Annotated in this window: 20 protein-coding genes and 1 tRNA gene; 9 read left to right on the top strand and 12 right to left on the bottom strand. The window is 60.4% G+C overall.

Annotated elements, in window-relative coordinates; genetic code table 11:
• Positions 1–81: 81 nt before the first annotated feature.
• The 6 genes from RGM2987_RS10325 to hemA all read right to left on the bottom strand — a co-directional run bounded on the left by RGM2987_RS10325 (position 82) and on the right by hemA (position 5,463).
• Positions 82–600 carry an acyloxyacyl hydrolase gene (locus RGM2987_RS10325; RefSeq protein ID WP_245140462.1) on the bottom strand — a complete coding sequence of 173 codons (519 nt, stop codon included), beginning with the start codon at positions 598–600 and terminating at the stop codon, positions 82–84.
• A 116-nt stretch (positions 601–716) separates the two neighbouring features.
• A complete protein-coding gene (gene murI, locus RGM2987_RS10320) occupies positions 717–1,508 on the bottom strand; it encodes a glutamate racemase (RefSeq protein ID WP_245140460.1) in 792 nt (263 codons plus the stop codon).
• The gene (locus tag RGM2987_RS10315; RefSeq protein WP_245140458.1) at positions 1,501–2,256 is read right to left on the bottom strand and encodes a molybdopterin-synthase adenylyltransferase MoeB; all 756 of its coding nucleotides are present in this window, start codon (positions 2,254–2,256) and stop codon (positions 1,501–1,503) included. The genes murI and RGM2987_RS10315 overlap by 8 nt, the downstream gene beginning before the upstream one ends.
• Complete coding sequence (prmC, locus tag RGM2987_RS10310) at positions 2,250–3,080, bottom strand: peptide chain release factor N(5)-glutamine methyltransferase (protein WP_245140455.1); 831 nt, start codon at positions 3,078–3,080, stop codon at positions 2,250–2,252. Before prmC ends, RGM2987_RS10315 begins: the two co-directional genes overlap by 7 nt.
• A 14-nt stretch (positions 3,081–3,094) precedes the next feature.
• Positions 3,095–4,177, bottom strand: a complete 1,083-nt coding sequence (prfA, locus tag RGM2987_RS10305) for a peptide chain release factor 1 (protein ID WP_245140452.1) — start codon at positions 4,175–4,177, stop codon at positions 3,095–3,097.
• The gene (gene hemA / locus RGM2987_RS10300) at positions 4,174–5,463 is read right to left on the bottom strand and encodes a glutamyl-tRNA reductase (protein ID WP_245140450.1); all 1,290 of its coding nucleotides are present in this window, start codon (positions 5,461–5,463) and stop codon (positions 4,174–4,176) included. The genes prfA and hemA overlap by 4 nt, the downstream gene beginning before the upstream one ends.
• Positions 5,464–5,635: 172 nt before the next feature.
• Between hemA and RGM2987_RS10295 the strand changes: the two genes are divergently transcribed.
• The 8 genes from RGM2987_RS10295 (at position 5,636) to ychF (ending at position 12,554) form a co-directional block, all read left to right on the top strand.
• The gene (locus tag RGM2987_RS10295) at positions 5,636–7,360 is read left to right on the top strand and encodes a tetratricopeptide repeat protein (RefSeq protein ID WP_245140448.1); all 1,725 of its coding nucleotides are present in this window, start codon (positions 5,636–5,638) and stop codon (positions 7,358–7,360) included.
• 4 nt (positions 7,361–7,364) lie between these two features.
• Positions 7,365–7,982: a lipoprotein insertase outer membrane protein LolB gene (lolB, locus tag RGM2987_RS10290; RefSeq protein ID WP_245140445.1), complete on the top strand. Its 618-nt coding sequence runs from the start codon at positions 7,365–7,367 to the stop codon at positions 7,980–7,982.
• A gap of 1 nt (position 7,983) precedes the next feature.
• A complete protein-coding gene (gene ispE, locus RGM2987_RS10285) occupies positions 7,984–8,835 on the top strand; it encodes a 4-(cytidine 5'-diphospho)-2-C-methyl-D-erythritol kinase (RefSeq protein ID WP_245140443.1) in 852 nt (283 codons plus the stop codon).
• Positions 8,836–8,872: 37 nt separating this feature from the next.
• A tRNA-Gln gene (locus tag RGM2987_RS10280) sits at positions 8,873–8,947 on the top strand.
• Positions 8,948–8,994: 47 nt separating this feature from the next.
• Positions 8,995–9,936, top strand: coding sequence for a ribose-phosphate pyrophosphokinase (locus tag RGM2987_RS10275; protein WP_003171603.1), 942 nt, complete (start codon positions 8,995–8,997; stop codon positions 9,934–9,936).
• 142 nt (positions 9,937–10,078) lie between these two features.
• The gene (locus RGM2987_RS10270; RefSeq protein ID WP_245140440.1) at positions 10,079–10,681 is read left to right on the top strand and encodes a 50S ribosomal protein L25/general stress protein Ctc; all 603 of its coding nucleotides are present in this window, start codon (positions 10,079–10,081) and stop codon (positions 10,679–10,681) included.
• 166 nt (positions 10,682–10,847) lie between these two features.
• Complete coding sequence (gene pth, locus RGM2987_RS10265; protein ID WP_122564708.1) at positions 10,848–11,432, top strand: aminoacyl-tRNA hydrolase; 585 nt, start codon at positions 10,848–10,850, stop codon at positions 11,430–11,432.
• 21 nt (positions 11,433–11,453) lie between these two features.
• Positions 11,454–12,554 carry a redox-regulated ATPase YchF gene (ychF, locus tag RGM2987_RS10260; RefSeq protein WP_245140438.1) on the top strand — a complete coding sequence of 367 codons (1,101 nt, stop codon included), beginning with the start codon at positions 11,454–11,456 and terminating at the stop codon, positions 12,552–12,554.
• A gap of 152 nt (positions 12,555–12,706) precedes the next feature.
• On the opposite strand, the gene RGM2987_RS10255 is transcribed toward ychF, so the two are convergent.
• The 4 genes from RGM2987_RS10255 to RGM2987_RS10240 all read right to left on the bottom strand — a co-directional run bounded on the left by RGM2987_RS10255 (position 12,707) and on the right by RGM2987_RS10240 (position 16,651).
• Entirely contained in the window at positions 12,707–14,770 is a 2,064-nt protein-coding gene (locus tag RGM2987_RS10255; RefSeq protein WP_245140436.1) for a calcium-binding protein, read from the bottom strand.
• Between the two features lie 143 nt (positions 14,771–14,913).
• Entirely contained in the window at positions 14,914–15,501 is a 588-nt protein-coding gene (locus tag RGM2987_RS10250; RefSeq protein WP_245140434.1) for a hypothetical protein, read from the bottom strand.
• A 3-nt stretch (positions 15,502–15,504) separates the two neighbouring features.
• A complete protein-coding gene (locus RGM2987_RS10245) occupies positions 15,505–15,948 on the bottom strand; it encodes a DUF3592 domain-containing protein (RefSeq protein WP_245140432.1) in 444 nt (147 codons plus the stop codon).
• Between the two features lie 94 nt (positions 15,949–16,042).
• Positions 16,043–16,651, bottom strand: coding sequence for a LysE family translocator (locus RGM2987_RS10240; RefSeq protein ID WP_245140430.1), 609 nt, complete (start codon positions 16,649–16,651; stop codon positions 16,043–16,045).
• Between the two features lie 118 nt (positions 16,652–16,769).
• Between RGM2987_RS10240 and gcvA the strand changes: the two genes are divergently transcribed.
• Positions 16,770–17,669: a transcriptional regulator GcvA gene (gcvA, locus tag RGM2987_RS10235; protein WP_245140426.1), complete on the top strand. Its 900-nt coding sequence runs from the start codon at positions 16,770–16,772 to the stop codon at positions 17,667–17,669.
• Here the strand turns inward: gcvA and RGM2987_RS10230 are convergent.
• Positions 17,617–19,188 (bottom strand): TerC family protein, encoded by a 1,572-nt coding sequence (locus RGM2987_RS10230; RefSeq protein WP_245140424.1) that lies wholly within the window; start codon positions 19,186–19,188, stop codon positions 17,617–17,619. The genes gcvA and RGM2987_RS10230 overlap by 53 nt on opposite strands.
• 304 nt (positions 19,189–19,492) lie before the next feature.
• Positions 19,493–20,710 carry an MFS transporter gene (locus RGM2987_RS10225; protein ID WP_245140422.1) on the bottom strand — a complete coding sequence of 406 codons (1,218 nt, stop codon included), beginning with the start codon at positions 20,708–20,710 and terminating at the stop codon, positions 19,493–19,495.
• Positions 20,711–20,838 lie beyond the last annotated feature (128 nt).

The following is a 20,838-nucleotide window of genomic DNA, read 5'->3' as shown; positions in this document are numbered from 1 at the left end:
CGCGAAGGCGGCGGGTCAGTCACTTCGGTATTGGCTGATCCGACGCTTTCGCGAGCAAGCCCGCTCCCACAGGTTTGGGTATTACAGCGGCATTGTGTAGTGCAACGCGAAGCTTTCTACACCGTCGTTGGTCGACTTGATGCCGGCGTTGGAATAGTGCGTGGCGCGAATGCCAACTTCGTGTCCGCCATTGAAGCGCAGGCCGAAACCGATGCGGTCTTCGAACTGGAACGCCGTGCCGAGCTTGTTGCTTTCCACTTCGGTATTGGCAAATAACGCGACACCGATACCGGCTTCGACGTAAGGCTTGACGTTCTGGCCGGCAAACTCATACACAAAGACTGGCGAGAACGACAGGCTGTGGTTGCTGGCTTTGTCATCGCCATCCCAGTAGGTGTAGGCCCCGCTCCAGTAGCCGGTCAAGCGGCCCACGTCGCTCTGCAACCAACTCTTGTCCCAGTCAAACTGCAGGCCCAAGCGATAGGTCATGGTCGAGTCGCTGGTCTGGCCGACCCCGAACTCCACACCCGCCGCCTGGGCGGTGTAAGTGTGCCCCAACAATGCAGCCGCAAATGCGGCAAAGCAGAATAAGCGCTTCATCAGAAACATCCTTTTCCGTACAGACTTTAGTTAGTTTTTTGTTACAACAGACTGAGCTATAGAAATCCGCGTTTAAGCAGAAGTTCAGCTCGTTTTACATAATTTTCACATTTTGCCTACAGATCGAAGCTTCGCACACTGCCAGACGAATGCCATAGCAGGGGTAGGATTTTTCCTAAATGTGCTGGATCAGCGCTGCTCCAGAAATGGGTTTCGCTGGCCGGCCCTTCGGCCAGCGCCCCGCGCTCGGCCAGCAAACGTTGAAGTTGCCGAGCCACGGCAGCGCCGGTGTCGATCAGGCTGATGTGCTCGGGGATCATCCGCTTGAGCAAAGGCTTGAGAAACGGGTAGTGAGTACAGCCCAGGATCAACGTGTCGCAGCCGGCTGCCAGCAGGGGCTCGACGTAATGTTGCAACAGTTGGCGCAGGGCCGGGCTGTGCAGGTCCCCGGTTTCGATCAGCTCCACCAGGCCGGGACACGGCTGGGTGATGACCCGCACGTCGGTGGCGAAACGATCGAGCAAGGCTGCAAACTTGGCACTCTGCAAGGTGCCGGTGGTGGCGAGTACGCCGACGATGCCGCTGCGGGTGGCGGCAGCCGCCGGCTTGACCGCCGGCTCCATGCCCACGATGGGCCAGTCGGGAAAGTCGCGCCGCAGATCGGCCACAGCGGCAACCGTCGCGGTATTGCAAGCCACCACCAGGGCCTTGGCACCCTGCCCCAGAAGAAAGTCAGCGATGACCGCGCAGCGTTGTCGGATGTATTCCGGAGTTTTCTCACCGTAGGGAATGTGCCCACAGTCCGCGACATACAGCAGCGACTCATTGGGCAGCAACTGGCGGATCTCGCCCAGCACCGAAAGCCCGCCGACACCCGAGTCGAGTACTCCGACCGGCGCTTCACTCATGCGCGCCACCACACACGCTGCAACCCGGGTCACGCTTGACTCGCAGTTCTCGGAACCGTGTGCCCAAAGCATCGATCAGCAACAGACGCCCCACCAGCGGCTCACCAAAACCGGCCAGCAATTTCAACGCTTCCAATGCTTGCAGACTGCCCACCAAGCCTACCAGCGGCCCGAGCACACCTGCTTCGCTACAGGTCAACTCGGCTTCGCTGCCGTGGCCATAGAGACAGTGATAGCAAGGACTTTCGGCGCGGCGCGGATCGAACACCGACAATTGCCCTTCCAGGCGAATCGCCGCGCCACTGACCAGAGGTTTGCTCGCCGCAACGCACGCCGCATTCACTGCTTCGCGAGTGGAAAAATTATCGGAGCAGTCCAGCACCACATCGACGACCGCGACCGCGGCGGCCAGGCTGTCCTCGTCCATGGCCGCTGGATGAGGCACCAACCGAATCTGCGGATTGATCGCCGTCAAGCGACGCATCGCCGAATCGACCTTGCTCAGGCCAACGCTGTCGGTGTCATGAATGATCTGGCGTTGCAGGTTGGTCAGGTCGACCGTGTCGAAATCCGCCAGGTGCAACTCGCCGACACCAGCCGCCGCCAGGTACAAGGCCACCGGGGCGCCTAGACCGCCCAGGCCGACGATCAGCACGCGGCCCTGCTTGAGGCGCAACTGGCCGTCGATGTCGACGTGTTGCAACAGAATCTGCCGGCTATAACGCAACAGCTCCTGATCGTTCAGCACGGCATGCACCCCAGGCTGATGCGCTCATGACCACCCAGGTCCTGGCGACTGTGGACTTCCATCATTCCTTGGGCGCGAAGCAAATCACGCACCGCCTCGGCCTGATCGTAGCCATGTTCGAGCATCAACCAGCCCCCCGGCGCAAGGTGAGCCGGCGCGTGGGCGATGATCTCGCGCAGATCATCCAGGCCGTCCTGCCCCGCCACCAGCGCACTGGCCGGTTCGAAACGTACGTCACCCTCGGCCAGATGCGGATCCGTGGCGGCGATGTAGGGCGGGTTACTGATAATCAACTCGAAGCGCTCGCCATCCAGCGCACTGAACCAATGGCTGCTCGACACCGTAACGTTGCGCAAGTCCAGGCGCTGGCGATTGCGCTCGGCCAGGGCCACCGCTTCGAGCACGCGGTCGACCGCCGTGACCTTCCAGGCCGGTCGCTCGCTGCCCAGCGCCAGGGCAATCGCGCCGCTGCCGGTGCCCAAATCGAGGACCCGGGCCGGGGTCGCCGGCAATAAGGCCAGCGCGGTTTCCACCAGCAGCTCGGTGTCGGGACGCGGGATCAAGGTGTGGGGCGCGACTTCCAGGTCGAGTTTCCAGAAGCCCTGTTGCCCGAGGATGTAGGCCACTGGCTCACCGGAACGCCGACGCCGCAGGTATTCGGAAAACAGCAACGCCGCCTCGCTCGGCACGATGCGCTCGGGCCAGGTGTGCAGGAAACTGCGGGATTTGCCCAACGCAGCCGCCAGCAGCAGCTCGGCGTCCAGGCGCGCTGTGGGCGAATCCGGCAACTCGGCGGCGCGCAGCAGACTGGCGATGATGGTCATGGATTCACCTCTGCTTATTCGCCAATCGCAGCCAACTGGTCGGCCTGGTACTCGGCCAGCAACGGCTCGATGACCGCATCGACACCGCCGGCAAGAATTTCGTCAAGCGAATACAGGGTCAGGTTGACGCGGTGGTCGGTGACCCGGCCCTGGGCAAAGTTGTAGGTGCGGATCCGCTCGGAGCGATCGCCCGAGCCCACCAGCAGTTTGCGTTCGCTGGCGATGGCATTGGCGGCGGCGCTGGTCTGCTGGTCGTTGAGCTTGGCCGACAACCAGGCCATGGCCCGCGCGCGGTTCTTGTGCTGGGAACGTTCTTCCTGGCACTCCACCACGATGCCTGAAGGCAAGTGAGTGATGCGGATCGCCGAGTCGGTCTTGTTGACGTGCTGGCCGCCCGCGCCGGAGGAGCGGTAGGTATCGATGCGCAGGTCCGCCGGGTTGATCTCGATGGCTTCCTGCTCGTCCGGCTCGGGCAATACCGCCACCGTGCAGGCCGAGGTGTGGATGCGTCCCTGGGACTCGGTGGCCGGCACCCGTTGCACACGGTGCGCGCCGGATTCGAACTTCAGCTTGCCGTAGACGTTGTCGCCCTCGACCCGCGCGATGACTTCTTTATAGCCACCGTGTTCGCCTTCGTTTTCCGAAAGGATCTCCACGCGCCAGCCACGCCGTTCGGCGTAGCGCGAATACATGCGGAACAGGTCGCCGGAGAAAATCGCCGCCTCGTCGCCGCCGGTGCCGGCACGGATTTCGAGGAACACGTTGCGCCCGTCGTTCGGGTCCTTGGGCAGCAGCATGCGTTGCAGGTTGCTTTCCAGCTCGACCAATTGCTCCTTGGCTTCGCGAACTTCCTCGACGGCCATTTCACGCAGGTCCGGGTCGCTGTCCTTGAGCAGCGCCTGGGCACCTTCAAGGTCTCCCTGCACTTTGAGCAACTGTTTATAGGTGGCTACAATCGGTTCGACTTCCGCGTATTCCTTGGAATAGGTGCGGAATTTGTTCTGGTCGCAAATGACCTCGCCATCGCCGAGCAAGGCGGTCAGTTCTTCGAAACGGTCCTGGAGGACATCCAGTTTATTGAGCAGTGACGCTTTCATTGCGGTTTTTTATCCGAAAAACTATCCGGTGAACCCTCACCGAGGGCAAAGAGTTCCTGGGCCATGGCCAGCGCATCGAGACGCCCCTCGGCGGTCAGCTTCTTGAGCTGGACGCTGGGGGCGTGGAGCAACTTGTTGGTCAGCCCGCGCGCCAGTTGCACCAGCACTTCCTCGGCGTTGCCGCCGTTGGCCAGCAGGCGCTGGGCCTTTTGCAATTCCTCGTCGCGCAAGCGTTCGCTCTGCTGACGATACGCCTTGAGCACATCCACCGCCGCCAGCTCACGCAGGCGCACCATGAAATCCTCGGCGCCGACGTTGACCATCTCTTCGGCCGCCTGGGCCGCGCCTTGCCGGCTCTTGAGGTTCTCGGCGACCACTTCGTGCAGGTCATCGACACTGTAGAGATAAACGTCATCCAGTTCGCCGACTTCCGGCTCGATATCCCGGGGAACGGCGATGTCCACCATGAAGATCGGCTTGTGCTTGCGCAGCTTCAAGGCGCTCTCCACCGCGCCCTTGCCCAGGATCGGCAACTGGCTGGCGGTGGAACTGATGACGATGTCGCTGTGCACCAGCTCCGCCGGAATGTCCGACAGCAGCACTGCATGGGCGCCGAACTGCTCGGCCAGGGTGCTGGCGCGCTCCAGGGTCCGGTTAGCGACGACGATGCGTTTGACCCCCAGGTCGTGGAGATGGCGAGCGACCAGGGTGATGGTTTCGCCGGCGCCGATCAGCAATGCCTGGCTGCGTTGCAGGTCGCTGAATATCTGTTTCGCCAGGCTGACGGCGGCAAACGCCACGGACACCGGGTTTTCGCCGATGGCCGTATCGGTGCGCACCTGCTTGGCGGCATTGAAGGTGGCCTGGAACAGCCGCCCCAGCAACGGGCCGACGGTGCCGGCCTCGCGGGCCACGGCGTAGGCCGACTTCATCTGGCCGAGGATCTGCGGCTCGCCCAGTACCAGTGAGTCGAGCCCCGAGGCTACGCGCATCATGTGACGAACGGCCGCATCGTCCTCGTGCACATAGGCACTGGCTTGCAGCTCTTGCAGGCTCAGATTGTGGTAATCGGCCAGCCAGCGCAGCACCGAATCGGCCGAAACGTGATCCTGCTCTATATAAAGCTCGCTGCGATTGCAGGTGGAGAGGATCGCGGCTTCGCGGCTGTCGGTGAGTCGGCAGAGCTGCTGCAGGGCCTCCACCAGCTGCTCAGGCGTAAAGGCCACGCGCTCGCGGACATCTACTGAAGCAGTCTTGTGGTTGATACCAAGTGCAAGGAAGGCCATTCAAGGTCGCTGATGGTGACGTGAAGCCGGCAATTGTCCTACTTCGCCAGATTCAGAACAACCACCCGATCTCTATCGCCCCGGCCAACAGCGTAAATCGACGGGGCGGTTATGTTTGACCCAAGGCTTGTGTCATGATGATCCGACCGCAGGTTAGTCGTCCTCTTCCTATATGAATAGATCTTCCGCGTTGCTCCTCGCTTTAGCCTTGCTCAGCGGCTGCCAGTCCATGGCCCCCGTTTCGACGGACGGTACGCCGCCGGTCGAAGACAGCACCCCGGCACCTGAAAAACCCAAGGTCTACGGCTCGTTCAGTGAAGAAACCATCTTCAGCCTGCTGAGCGCCGAGCTGGCGGGCCAGCGCAATCGCTTCGACATTGCGCTGGACAACTACGTGACCCAGGCCATCAACACTCAGGATCCGGGCATCTCCGAGCGGGCGTTTCGCATCGCCGAGTACCTGGGCGCCGACCAGCCTGCACTGGATACCGCGCTGATCTGGGCAAGAAATGCCCCGGACGACCTGGAAGCGCAACGCGCCGCCGCCGTGCAACTGGCGCGGGCCGGGCGCTACGACGACTCCATGGTCTATATGGAGAAGGTCTTGCTGGGCAAGGGCGATACCCATTTCGATTTCCTCGCGCTGTCGGCCGCCGACACCGACCAGGAAACCCGCAACGGTTTGATGAAAAGCTTCGACCGCCTGCTGCAGCGTCACCCGAACAACGGCCAGCTGATTTTCGGCAAGGCCCTGCTGCTGCAACAGGACGGCGACAGCAAAGTCGCCCTCAGGTTGCTGGAAGACAACCCGCCGGAAGCCGGCGAAGTGGCGCCAATCCTGTTGCGCGCCCGTCTGTTGCAGGGCCTGGACCGTGGCGACGAAGCGTTGCCGCTGCTGGAAAAAAGCATCAAGAAATACCCGGACGACAAACGCCTGCGCCTCACCTATGCCCGCATGCTGGTGGAAAACAACCGCATGGACGATGCCAAGGTGGAGTTCTCCAGCCTGGTCCAGCAGTACCCGGAAGACGATGACCTGCGCTATTCCCTGGCGCTGGTCTGCCTGGAAGCCAAGGCCTGGGACGAGGCCAAGGGCTACCTGGAAGACCTGATCGCCCGGGACAGCCACGTCGATTCGGCCCACCTGAACCTTGGCCGCATCGCCGAGGAACGCAATGACCCTGAGAGTGCACTGATCGAGTACGCCCAGGTCGGCCCGGGCAATGACTATCTGCCGGCCCAGTTGCGCCAGGCCGATATCCTGATCGGCAATGGCAAGGCCGCCGAAGCCCAGAGCCGCCTCGCCGTCCAGCGCGATGCCCAGCCGGACTACGGCATCCAGTTGTACCTGATCGAAGCCGAGACCCTGTCGGCCAACAACCAGGGCGACAAGGCCTGGAATGTCCTGCAACAAGCCTTGAATCAGTACCCGGACGATCTGAACCTGCTGTACACCCGTGCCATGCAGGCCGAAAAACGCAATGACCTGGCGCAGATGGAAAAAGACCTGCGCCTGATCATCCAGCGCGACCCGGACAACGCCATGGCCCTCAATGCGTTGGGCTACACCCTGTCGGATCGCACCACCCGCTACGACGAAGCCAAGGTACTGATCGAGCAGGCCCACCAGATCAATCCGGAGGACCCTGCGGTACTCGACAGCCTCGGCTGGGTGAATTTCCGCCTGGGCAACCTCGACGAAGCCGAGCGCCTGTTGCGCCAGGCCCTGGAGCGTTTTCCCGACCAGGAAGTCGCCGCTCACCTGGGCGAAGTGCTGTGGGCCAACGGCAAGCAACGCGAGGCCCGGCAGATCTGGAGCAGGTTCCTCAAGGACCAGCCCGACAGCCCGATTTTGCGTGGCACCATCAAACGCCTGACCGGATCAGAGACCCTTTAAGCTTATGTTTTTGCGCCACTTTATCGTTTTCAGCTTCATTGCCCTGCTCGCCGGTTGCGCGGGTTTCGGCGCCCGTGAATCCGTCCAGGGCCATGGCAACCCGACCCAGTGGCGTGAGCACAAGGAACAACTGAGCGGCCTCGACGGCTGGCAGATCGACGGCAAGATCGGCATCCGCGCCCCGAAGGATTCGGGCAGCGGCACACTGTTCTGGCTGCAACGCCAGGACTACTACGACATTCGCCTGTCGGGCCCGCTGGGGCGCGGCGCGGCGCGGTTGACCGGTCGGCCGGGGCAAGTGGCCCTGGAAGTCGCCAACCAGGGACGCTATGAAGCGCCGACGCCCGAAGCCTTGCTGGAAGAACAACTGGGCTGGAAGCTGCCGGTCTCCCACCTGACCTGGTGGGTTCGCGGGCTGCCGGCACCGGACAGTAAAAGTCGCCTGACCCTGGACGCCGACAGTCGCCTGTCCAACCTGGAACAGGATGACTGGCAGATCGAATACTTGAGCTACGCCCAACAGAACGGCTACTGGTTGCCCGAACGCATCAAGCTGCACGGCAGCAACCTCGACGTCACGCTGGTGATCAAGCAATGGCAGCCGCGCAAGCTGGGGCAATGACATGACCGCTGCGCGCCTGACCTTGCCCTCCCCGGCCAAGCTCAACCTGATGCTGCACATCCTCGGGCGTCGCCCGGACGGTTATCACGAGTTGCAGACGATTTTTCAGTTCCTGGACTACGGCGACGAAATCACCTACGCCGTGCGCGACGACGGTGTGATTCAACTGCACACCGAATTCGCCGGCGTGCCCCACGACAGCAACCTGATCGTCAAGGCCGCGAAAAAACTCCAGGAGCAATCCGGCTGTGCTCTGGGCGTCGACATCTGGATCGAAAAAATCCTGCCCATGGGCGGCGGCATCGGCGGCGGCAGTTCGAACGCGGCAACAACTTTGCTCGGGCTCAACCACCTCTGGCAACTGGGCTGGGACGCGGATCAGCTGGCGTCGCTGGGCCTGACGCTGGGGGCCGACGTCCCGGTTTTCGTGCGTGGGCACGCCGCTTTTGCCGAGGGCGTCGGGGAGAAACTCACGCCGGTGGAACCCGAGGAACCCTGGTACCTGGTGCTCGTGCCGCAAGTCTCTGTAAGTACAGCAGAAATTTTTTCAGATCCGCTGTTGACACGTAACTCTCCTCCCATTAAAGTGCGCCCCGTTCCCAAGGGAAACAGTCGAAATGACTGCTTGCCGGTGGTAGCGAGGCGTTATCCAGATGTTCGTAACGCTTTGAATTTGCTAGGTAAATTTACCGAAGCAAAACTCACCGGAACTGGAAGTTGTGTGTTTGGGGGCTTCCCAAGCAAAGCTGAAGCTGATAAAGTCTCGGCCCTTCTGACAGAGACCCTTACGGGGTTTGTAGCAAAGGGAAGCAACGTTTCGATGTTGCATCGCAAGCTGCAAAGCCTGCTCTAAACGGAATCGAGTGCTGGGCACTCGCAGCAACAGATACAGGGGCGTCGCCAAGCGGTAAGGCAGCAGGTTTTGATCCTGCCATGCGTTGGTTCGAATCCAGCCGCCCCTGCCATTTTCCTATACTCATCCAGGTATACCCTCAGCCTTCAGGTACTGCGCGTGTCCAAGATGATGGTCTTTACGGGGAACGCTAACCCCGATCTGGCTCGGCGTGTCGTACGTCAGCTGCATATCCCTCTCGGTGACATTTCTGTCGGTAAGTTCTCCGACGGCGAAATCACTGCGGAGATCAATGAAAACGTTCGCGGTAAAGACGTCTTCATTATTCAGCCGACCTGCGCTCCGACCAACGATAACCTGATGGAACTCGTCGTGATGGCTGATGCCTTCCGCCGCTCCTCGGCTACTCGTATCACTGCTGTTATTCCCTACTTTGGTTATGCCCGCCAGGATCGCCGTCCGCGTTCCGCACGTGTGGCCATCAGCGCGAAAGTCGTGGCTGATATGCTCACCGTAGTCGGCATCGACCGTGTTCTCACGGTTGACCTGCACGCTGACCAGATCCAGGGCTTCTTCGATATTCCCGTGGACAACATCTACGGCTCCCCGGTCCTGGTGGATGACATTGAAGATCAGCGCTTCGAAAACCTGATGATCGTGTCCCCGGACATTGGCGGCGTCGTGCGTGCACGTGCGGTAGCCAAATCCCTGGGCGTGGATCTGGGCATCATCGACAAGCGTCGTGAGAAAGCCAATCACTCCGAAGTGATGCATATCATCGGCGACGTCGAAGGGCGTACCTGTATCCTGGTTGACGACATGGTCGACACCGCCGGCACCCTGTGCCACGCGGCCAAGGCCCTGAAAGAACATGGCGCGGCCAAGGTCTTTGCCTACTGCACACACCCTGTGCTGTCGGGTCGGGCGATCGAGAACATTGAAAATTCCGTGCTGGACGAGCTGGTGGTCACTAACACCATCCCGCTGTCCGCAGCAGCACAAGCCTGTGCGCGTATCCGTCAACTGGATATCGCACCGGTTGTTGCCGAAGCGGTCCGCCGCATCAGCAATGAAGAATCGATCAGTGCGATGTTCCGTTAAGGGCCCTGCCCTTTCGATGACATCTCGTTGACGAAAAGCGCCCCGCCCCGGCATTCACTGTCGGGGCGGGGCTTTTTTGCCCATATCGCCTTTAGCGCTGGTCGCAAACGCTGGGCGAATGTGGTTATTTTGGAGATACAACATGAACGATTTTACCCTGAATGCTGAAGTGCGTTCCGACCTGGGGAAAGGTGCGAGCCGCCGCCTGCGTCGTCTCGCAAGCCTGGTTCCAGCTGTAGTCTACGGTGGCGACAAAGCCCCTGAGTCCATCAGCATGCTGGCCAAGGAAGTTGCCAAACTGCTCGAAAACGAAGCGGCCTACAGCCACATCATCGAGCTGAACGTAGGTGGCACCAAGCAGAACGTCGTGATCAAGGCCCTGCAACGTCACCCGGCCAAAGGCCACGTGATGCACGCTGACTTCGTCCGCGTAGTTGCCGGTCAGAAGCTGACTGCTGTTGTTCCAGTGCACTTCATCAACGAAGCTGCTCCGGTCAAGAAAGGCGGCGAAATCTCGCACGTGACTTCGGAAATCGAAGTGTCCTGCCTGCCGAAAGACCTGCCTGAGTTCATCGAAGTCGACCTGGCTGACGCTGAAATCGGCACCATCGTTCACCTGTCCGACCTCAAGGCCCCTAAAGGCGTTGAGTTTGTTGCCCTGGCGCACGGCGATGACAAGGCTGTTGCCAACGTCCACGCTCCACGTGTTGCTCCAGAAGCCACCGAAGAAGGCGCTGCAGAGTAATTTCACTCTGTCGCCGGAGTGACCGGAAACATCGCGGACTGGAACGTAGCGAGACAGCGGGCGAGAACGCGAAGTTTACTTAACGGTAGATCCGCCATTTTCGTCCACTGTCGCAACACCGCCTGATTGCGACCTTGTTATCCACACTCCAGGAAGGGCCCCTATCGTGACTGCCATTAAACTGATCGTTGGCTTGGGAAATCCAGGCGCTGAATACGAACAGACCCGGCATAACGCAGGGGCCCTTTTTGTTGAGCGCATCGCGCACGCACAAGGCGTCAGCCTGGCGGCCGATCGCAAATATTTCGGCCTGACCGGGCGCTTTTCGCACCAGGGTCAGGATGTTCGCCTGTTGATTCCCACCACCTACATGAACCGCAGCGGCCAGGCCGTGGCGGCATTGGCCGGTTTCTTTCGCATCACGCCTGAAGAAATCCTGGTGGCCCACGACGAACTCGACCTGCCCCCGGGCGTTGCCAAGCTCAAGCAGGGCGGCGGCCACGGCGGTCACAACGGGTTGCGCGACATCATTGCGCAGCTGGGTAATCAGAATACGTTCCACCGCCTGCGGCTCGGCATCGGCCACCCGGGCGTTGCCAGCATGGTGTCAAATTTTGTCCTGGGTCGTGCGCCTCGCGCCGAACAGGAGAAACTCGATGCCAGCATCGACTTTGCCCTCGGCGTGCTGCCGGATATCCTCGCCGGTGAATGGAACCGCGCGATGAAAAACCTGCACAGCCAGAAGGCCTGACTCTTACCGAGGGGAAACACCATGGGATTCAATTGCGGCATCGTCGGCCTGCCTAACGTCGGCAAGTCCACCCTGTTCAACGCCCTGACCAAATCCGGTATCGCGGCCGAGAACTTCCCCTTCTGCACCATCGAGCCGAACAGCGGCATCGTGCCGATGCCGGATTCGCGCCTGGAAGCATTGGCGGCCATCGTCAATCCCAAGCGCATCCTGCCGACTACCATGGAATTCGTCGACATCGCGGGCCTGGTGGCCGGCGCGTCAAAAGGCGAAGGCCTGGGTAACAAGTTCCTTGCCAACATCCGCGAAACCGATGCCATCGCCCACGTGGTGCGCTGCTTCGAAGACGAGAACGTGATTCACGTCTCCAACAGCGTCGACCCGAAACGCGACATCGAGATCATCGACCTGGAACTGATCTTCGCCGACCTCGACAGCTGCGAGAAGCAACTGCAGAAAGTCGCGCGCAACGCCAAGGGTGGCGACAAGGACGCCGTGGTCCAGAAAGGCCTATTGGAACAGTTGATTGCCCACTTCACCGAAGGCAAGCCTGCGCGCAGCCTGATGAAGAACATGAGCAGCGACGAGAAACAGGTGATCAAGGGTTTCCACCTGCTGACCACCAAGCCTGTGATGTACATCGCCAACGTCGCCGAAGACGGTTTCGAGAACAACCCGCACCTGGATGTGGTCCGGGCCATTGCCGAAGAAGAAGGCGCCGTGGTGGTTCCGGTGTGCAACAAGATCGAAGCGGAAATCGCCGAGCTGGACGACGGTGAAGAGAAGGACATGTTCCTCGAGGCCCTGGGCCTGGAAGAGCCAGGCCTGAATCGCGTGATCCGTGCCGGCTACGAAATGCTGCACCTGCAGACCTACTTCACCGCCGGTGTCGAAGAAGTCCGCGCCTGGACCGTACGCGTCGGCGCCACCGCCCCGCAAGCCGCCGGCGTGATCCACACCGACTTCGAGAAAGGCTTCATCCGCGCCGAAGTCATCGCCTACAACGACTTCATCCAGTTCAAGGGTGAAGCCGGTGCCAAGGAAGCCGGCAAATGGCGTCTGGAAGGCAAGGAATACATCGTCAAAGACGGCGACGTGATGCACTTCCGCTTTAACGTCTGAAGTCGCTGATATTAAAAAAGCCGCGTTGATTCGCGGCTTTTTTGTGGGCGAAGAATCAGCAATGCCCCTTGTGGGAGCGAGCCTGCTCGCTCCCACAAGGACTGGACATGCACGTGGTGGTGAGTCACATCCACGCGGATTCCAATCAAGTATCAGCCCAACAGATGCCCTGGATCGACCTCCGGCGCGACCCCGATCAGTCCTACCCCAGCGTCAGGTGCCACGATCAGGTTGTCGTCATCCAGGCTTTCCCGCCAGTCACCGGCCAGCGCAATCTGGAACCAGTGACCTTGGGCGTCTGCCTGCATATCCGTCAGGTAGGTGCGGTCCAGGGCCTGGTTGTAAACCATCTTCAGCGTCGTGTCCGTACCATCGCCAAGGCCGGTATAGCCCAAGGCCGATACATCGATCTTGTCGTCGACCGTGAAGCCTTCGATAAGGTCGACGGAGCTATGGCTGTCCGTCCGGTAGCTGTCCTCGGTAGAGGTGTAGCGAAACACATCGGCATTTTGCCGATTATCCGTCCACAACGAGATGTCGGACCTATCTCCACCGTTAAGGCGGTCAGCGCCCCGGCCGCCCATGATGACATCCGCGCCGGCACCGCCATTGATACGGTCATTGCCGTCCAGGCCTTGGATGATTTCCGACAACGCAGAGCCGGTCAGCGTATCGCTGGCGGACGTACCTTCGACGGTAGGCGCGGTGAACACCAGGTTGGTATTGTCCAACTGCCCCACCAGGTTGCCGTCCAAGGCCAGTTCAAAGCGTTGCCCCGAAGCATCGACGTCGTAGCTCTTGAGGTAAATGCGCGTGCCGTCTGCGCTGGCCTGGATCGCCAAGGTGCCGTCATGGCCGTTGCCAATGCCGGTGAAGCCCAGACCAATCAGGTCAATGCGATCTTGGGCGACGTCGAAATCCAGGATCCGGTCGCTGCTGCTTTGCGTAGCAGTGCGGAAACTGTCGCTCAGTTCGTCGAATCGGAAAATGTCAGCGCCAACACCACCTTGCAGGAGGTCGCGGCCGCCGTTGCCTTGGAGCACATCATCCCCCGCCAGGCCGTGGATTATTTCGCCGGCATCGCTACCCTGCAAAATTTCATCGCCGGCGTAGCCGTCCACGTGAAGCTTGCCGTCCTGGCTGCCGAAGCCGGTATCGACACTGCCATCAGCGTTAAAACGGACGATGCTGAAATCGCCGCTGTTCGTGCCGGCCGCCAGGATTTTGCCATCGGCTTGCACGGTCAAGGCCACGGGCGTATCGGCCTCGAAGTTCACCGTGCCACTGGAGCCAAAGGTGGTATCGAAGGAGCCGTCAGCGTTAAGCCGGGCAACGGTAACCCGCGCATCGCCTTCGCCATGGCCCATGACGATGATCTTGCCGTCGGCTTGCAGGGTAACCACGGAGTCTTCGCCGAAACCCATGGCTGGGCTCAATTGGAGGACACCGTCGTCACCGAAGCGGGTATCCAGCTGACCATCGGGATTGAAGCGTTGCAGGGCAAACGTTGGATCACCCAAGCCGGCGGCATTGTAGGCCGCCCCGACCACCACGCTTCCATCGGCGTGCACCGCTGTCGAAATCGCTCCGTTGTAGTATTCGTCGGTGGGAATGTTGACCGTCAGCACGCCACCGTCGCCGAAGCCTTCGACCAAAGTGCCGTTATCGCCGAGCTTGGTCACGGTAGCCTGGTCAAACCCGCGGGCGCTGATCTGGAAGGTGCCATCGGTATTGGCCGTCAGGTCGATGTCCTTGAAGCTGTGGTTGATGTCGACTGTAATGACGCCATTTTGACCGAAGGCAGCATCGCGTGTCCCGTCGCTGTTGTAGCGCTCCACCTGTACGCCGGTGTCCAGGGCAACGGCGACAAGCACCTTGCCATCGGACTGCACCGCGGTCAGTTCGTAGCGCGACGCCGGGGCTATCGCGGCGGGAATAATGTCGACGCCACCTTCATGAAAGCCGGTGTCCAGCGTACCGTCCGAGTTCAGGCGGATGACCGAATGGTTTTGTTCGTAGCCGTAGCTCTCCTCGCCGGGGGCCCCGGGGTAGCCCCATGCGAGGTACTCGGTATAGCCGCCCACCAGGATCTTGCCGTCCGGCTGGATAATGATGCTCTGGTTAGCGTCGAACTGGCCGGTGAGGTCGACCTGAACAGTGCCCGGGCCAGTTCTTACGGTGTGGGTACTTGCCGTCGTGCTATCGGTGTTTGCCATGGGGATAGTCCTTTAAGAAGTCCTGGATCCGTCGCTCCAGTAGAGCAATTGGGACTTGCTCGCTTGCCCATGGTTCCCACGAGTTGCGTCCGACCAAGGGCGCGCTCTATCCCTGAGCGATGGCCCTTGTGGAGCGGTGTGTCCTAGAACAGATAGCCCAGGTAGATCGCCGCGCCACCACCGGCCTGCACGCCGGCATTCATACCGGCCATCACCACCGCGCCCTTGGCCGACTGCAGCAGTTGCCGATTGACTGTGCTGGCAGCGATGATCGAAGTCGCCGGGCTGGCGTTCAGGGCCACCGACAACGCCAGCAGCTTCGGATCGAGCCCGAACAACAGCGCGGTCGCCGAACCGCCGACTACCAGGCCTGCGGCCACTTCGGTGTACATGCAGGGCCCGGTAATGTCGTCTTCGGTCAGGTCTCGGCTGGCCAGTGCATCACTGACGAACACCTTGCCGAAGCTGGGGAAAGCTTCTGCCGCGCCGGCCGCCCCGACACTCTTGCCCTTGACCTGGATATTGATCTTGCCCAGACGCGGCAGCCGGGCGCCGAACCCGGCTCCCACCCCGACACCGCCATAGCGGTAGCTGACGTCCTTGCCCTCTGGCGAACGCAGGATGATCGAACCGCCACTGCCCGCCACCAGGGCCACGGTGAGACCGCCGCCGCTGGCGGTCTGGTACTCCCAGCGACTGGCATTGACCGGGATCGGAATGTTGTAGCTCATGCTTCAAAGTCCTTTATGTGAATGAACTGCACCGCGGCCGCGTTGGCGGATGACTTTTGCCAAACCGGCGAAGGCGAATATGAGACCCAGGCCCGCCAGCAACCCGGAAGGCCCCCATAGCGCACCTGAATCATCGATGACAGCACTGCCGGCCGGCTGCTCCGGCAAGTAATGAACGCGGACCGACTGACCCTGTTGGTAGCCGAATATCAGGCCACCCTGGGGATAGGAGATTTTTTCGCCGGTGCCGGTGGTGAAGGCAATTTCAGGATGCGAACCGCCAGCATTCAAGTGGCTGACGATGCCATCGGCGGTTTGTGCGTGGGCGAGGAAGTCCCGACGCTCGAGGATCAGATTGGCGGCGATGGCCAGCAGGCCAAGACCAATCAACGCGAAAAGCAGGCCCAGCAGAATCTTGCCGATGGGTGATGGGGTGTCGTTAGCCATGATGTTCTCGGCTTTCGTCCATGAAAAAAGGGCAAACAGGATAGCAAAAAACCGCCAGCGGCCATCACTCTCGTGAACAAATCAATGCGCCGGCTTATTTGCTGGCAGAAGCCATCAGCACCCCAAAGCAAAAAAAGGTGGTACCTGACAATCTGCCGACAACTCTGGCGCCCTTGTTCGTGGATAACCAACCTCTGGCACTGTTTGCCATGAGGGCATATCCCCCATGTACCAGTACGACGAGCGCGCCATAGGACGACACGAGCAGGAAGAACTGGCTGTAGTAGTCATCCTGCGGCTTGATGAACTGAGGGAACACGGCGAGAAAGAAAAATCCTGCCTTGGGGTTCAGTAATTGGATCGACAGCGCCTCGATGAAGCGACGCCACGGGCGCGCCGACGTGGCCTTGAGCACGGGGATAAAAGTGCTGGACCGCCACATCTTGAATCCCAGATACAACAAGTACAGCGCACCGAGGTATTTGAGAAGGGTAAATGCCGTGGCCGAGGTGGCCAGGACCAATCCGAGGCTGCTGGCGCAGAGACCCGCTACGACGAAAGCACCCAATGCGATGCCGAAGATCCCTGGCAGTGCTCCGCTCCAACCATGTCGCAGCGAGTTAGAAAGGGTCAGCACCACTCCGGGGCCTGGGCTGAGCACAGTCAGGCTCGCCAGAATCAGAAACAGTCCGTAATCGGCCATGAAGTCATTCCATTAATGCAGGGCAGATTAGCGGCCCTGTCTTGGCCTTCAGGTTGGCGTGAAGCGGCCACACCGACAAACGCTTTAATTGCGCCGCTGATGTGACTAAATTAGACACATGATCCCGAACCTGCCCCCCTTGAACGCCGTCCGCGCTTTCGCCGCTGCCGCTCGCCATCAGAGCTTCAGTCGAGCGGCCGAAGACCTGCATGTCAGCCACAGCGCAGTCAGCCGTCACATCAAGCTGCTCGAAGAACACTTGGGGGTCCTGCTTTTCGAACGTCGACCCCGTCAGTCGTTGCTTACGCCCGCCGGCCAGACATTTTACGAACAGGTCAGCATGGCCCTGGCACAGATCGCCAACGCCGCGACTGCCTTGAGCCGCAGCGCCATGCCGCGCAAAGTGCAGATCAATGTACGTCCATCCTTTGCAGTGCGCTGGCTGATCCCGCGATTGCCGAACTTCATGGCGCTGCATCCGGATATCCAGCCTGAGGTCATCACCAGCACCCTGCCACCGGATCAATCGCGCGAGGCATTTGACGTCGTGGTTCGCCGCGGACAGTCTGGCTGGTCAGGCAATGTTCAACCGCACCTGCTGTTGGAAGATGAGCTGGTACTGGTCGCCGCACCGTCGCTGCTGCAAAGCCAGCCGCTGGACAGCCCGAGCGATCTGGCCGATCACACGCTGCTGGCCGGCAGGACCCGCAGCAGCGACTGGCAGGACTGGACCCGGCACGTGGGCATAGCTCAACTGCGCGCCCAACCGACCTTGCAGTTCGACCACATGCACCTGGTGCTGCAAGCCGCCATCGATGGCCTTGGCGTGGCCCTGTGCCCTGTCTCATTGCTGGCCAGGGACTTATCCACAGGGCGATTGAACTGCCCGTTTCCCTCGTTGCGCATGCCGTTGACCCGTTACTACTACGGTGTCTCCCAGGACGCACCCGCTCAGACGCAGGTGTTTATCGACTGGATGCTGTCTCATATCCATCAGGACGCAACAACACCTTCGTAACCCGACGCTCCTGGACCTCTACAACGGTCATGCTCCAGGCCTGCCAATGGAGTTTGTCACCCATGACCGGCAAGCGATCCAACAAGCTCATGACCAATCCGGCGAGGGTCTGGTAGTCATCGGTGGCTTTCGCCTGGAAGCCGGTCTGTTCCCGAACCTGGCTGAGGTTCAGGGCTCCGTTGATGAGAAACCCGCCCGCCTGGGCCACGATATTCGGGCCCTCTATTTCACTGGCATCAGGCAACTCACCGGCGATGGATTCCAGGATGTCAGTCATGGTGAGCAGACCGATGAAATCACCGAACTCGTTCACCACGAACGCAATGTGAGTCGACGCTTTGCGCATCTGCTCCAACGCATTGAGGATGGTGAAACTGTCCAGCAGGTTGATGGCCTTACGGGCCATGACCTCCAGGTTGGGTTCGTTGCCGGCCAACAATTCCTTGAACAACTCCTTCTTATGGACGAACCCCAAGGGCTCATCCACCCGTCCTTCGCGGATCAACGGTAATCTTGAATAAGACGAGTGCATCAGCTTCGTGCGAATTTCCTCCGCCGAGTTGGCCAGGTCGATGTGGTCGATTTCGGCACGCGGGGTCATCACCGTGCGTATCGGGCGTTCCGCCAACTGCAACACGCCGCTGATCATGACCCGCTCTCGCCGATCGAAGACCTGCTCGACTTCATCACCGGCGAGCATGTCGGCAATTTCCTCACCGACTTCTTCGGCATCCAGTTTCTGACCACCCAGCAGACGCAGAACCGCATGGGCGGTGCGCTCACGCATGGGGCGTTGACCTTGCAGGCTCTTCTTGCGGCGCGAGCGGGCCAATTGGTTGAACACTTCGATCAGGATCGAGAAGCCAATCGCAGCGTAGAGGTAGCCTTTGGGAATATGGAAACCCAGGCCCTCGGCCGTGAGGCTGAAACCAATCATCATCAAGAAGCCCAGGCACAGCATGATGACGGTCGGGTGCCCGTTGACGAATTTGGTCAGAGGTTTACTCGCGACGATCATCAGGCCGATGGAAAAGATCACCGCAATCATCATGACCGACAGGTGTTCGACCATGCCCACGGCGGTGATCACCGCGTCCAGCGAGAACACCGCATCGAGCACCACGATCTGCGCCACGATCGGCCAGAACAGCGCATAAGCCGCATTGCCTGAACGTTGCGCGACATGCCCTTCAAGTCGTTCATGCAATTCCATGGTGGCCTTGAACAACAGGAACACACCACCAAACAGCATGATCAGGTCGCGGCCCGAAAACGTCTTGTCAAAGACCTCGAACAACGGCGCGGTCAGGGTCACCATCCAGGAGATGCTCGCCAGCAGGCCGAGGCGCATCAACAACGCAAGGGACAGGCCAATGACCCGGGCACGGTCGCGCTGCTCGGGTGGCAGCTTGTCCGCCAGGATCGCAATAAACACGAGGTTATCGATGCCGAGCACCAGCTCCAGCACGATGAGGGTCAGCAGGCCAAGCCATGCCGTGGGGTCGATGATCCATTCCATGGGAGTCAGTTACTCCCTTCCGAGGTCATCGCCGGGTTAGCGCGAAGTAAGAATGGGAAACTGCGACTGGGAGGTTCCTGGGGGGTGCTCATAGGTGCCTGAAAGTAATTGGGGGAAAAATCCTACAACGTTTCAGGCCGTGTCATACGAAGCGAAGTATTACCGGATCTGACAGAAACCTCCCCCGCTACAGAAACTGCGGCGAGGGGATTTAGCGAAACGTCGCCCCGCCCTGTAGGGCTGAAGCAGCTCCCGTTACGTCTGTATCAGGCCATTGCGCTCCGTCTTCGGGCTGTTCCCCGGATCAAGCTTTTTTAGTCCGCGGCAGGAAAATCGCCAGTACCCCGAACAATGGCAGGAATGAGCACAACCAATACACATACTCGATGCCACGAATGTCCGCCAGGTGCCCGAGCAACGCGGCACCGATCCCACCGAAACCGAACATCAGGCCAAAGAACACTCCGGCGATCATGCCGACGTTGCCCGGCACCAGCTCCTGGGCGTACACGACGATGGCCGAGAACGCCGAGGCGAGGATGAAGCCGATGACGACACTGAGAATGCTGGTCCACAGCAGATCTACATGGGGCAGGATCAAGGTGAATGGCGCAACGCCCAGGATCGAGAACCAGATCACCGCCTTACGCCCGATGCGATCGCCAATCGGCCCCCCGAAGAACGTGCCCGCCGCCACCGCGCCGAGGAACAGGAACAGATGCAGCTGGGACGAGGCCACCGACAGGTCGAACTTCTCAATCAGGTAGAAGGTGAAATAACTGGTGAAACTGGCCATGTAGAAATACTTGGAGAACACCAGCAGCCCCAGCACCACCAGGGCACTCAGCACCCGTCCCTTGGATAAACCGTGGGTCGCCGCCTGGCCTTGCTTGAGCTTGAACAGGTTGAGGTGGTTGGCGTACCAACGACTGATTCGGTAGAGCACGAACAGCGCAAACAAGGCGAACAACCCAAACCAGGCCACGTTGCCCTGGCCGTAGGGAATGATGATCGCAGCCGCGAGCAGGGGGCCGAAGGCTGAGCCGGCGTTACCGCCGACCTGGAACGTCGATTGCGCCAGCCCGTAACGGCCGCCCGAGGCCAGGCGCGCCACCCGCGAAGCTTCCGGATGGAAAGTCGACGAGCCGATGCCGATCAGGGCCGCCGCCAGCAGAATCAAGGCGAAGCTGCCGACCATTGACATCATCACAATGCCGATCAATGTGCACACCGTGCCGGATGGCAATAACCAGGGCTTGGGGTGCCGGTCGGTGTGGTAACCGACCCAGGGTTGCAACAAAGAAGCCGTAAGCTGGAACGTCAGCGTGATCAGGCCCACCTGGGTGAAGGTCAGGCCGTAACTGTCCTTGAGCATCGGGTAAATCGAGGGCAGCACGGCCTGGATCAAGTCATTGATCAGGTGCGCCAGCGCCACGGCGCCGATGATTCGCATCACCAACGGGCTGCTTTGGGCAGTGGCGGGAATGGACGGTGCTTCGGCCTGGGTATTGCTGATAGCCATGAGGAGTTTCCATACGACAAATGGGTGCGCGCGGCAGGTGCGTCAATGTGCCATTTTTCAGTGCAGCTAGGCTATCCCCTTAGCTTGCTATCGACCGTGAAAATTGTCGGAAACCAAGGTGATAGCGC

This window comes from Pseudomonas sp. RGM2987, from assembly GCF_022952855.1.
In the GTDB taxonomy this organism is placed as follows: Bacteria; Pseudomonadota; Gammaproteobacteria; order Pseudomonadales; family Pseudomonadaceae; genus Aquipseudomonas.
The sequence above is the reverse complement of the archived record's forward strand: the minus strand, read 5'-3'. Positions and strand labels throughout refer to the sequence as shown.